Annotated in this window: 1 protein-coding gene; it reads left to right on the top strand. The window is 61.7% G+C overall.

What is annotated here, in order from left to right:
- Window positions 1-230: IS66 family transposase (locus ACYQ2W_RS26930; protein ID WP_459874232.1), on the top strand; the 230-nt coding region annotated here is incomplete at both ends.

The raw sequence follows: 230 nt of genomic DNA, 5'->3' as shown, positions 1-230 counted from the left end.
GCCCTCAGCAAGATTCGCAAGCTCTACGCCATCGAAGCGCGGCTGAAGAAGCTGCCGCCGAAGCAGGCTCAGGAGAAGACCGAGCTACGCCAACGTCTCGCCCAACCGGTGCTGGATGATCTCAAGGAGTGGCTGGAACGCAATCTCACCCGCGTCCCCAAGGACAGCCTGACCCGCAACGCCATCGGCTACACCCTCAACCAGTGGGACAAGCTGGTGGGGTATCTCCA

The sequence above is a fragment of the Endothiovibrio diazotrophicus genome (assembly GCF_054657215.1).
The sequence above is the reverse complement of the archived record's forward strand: the minus strand, read 5'-3'. Positions and strand labels throughout refer to the sequence as shown.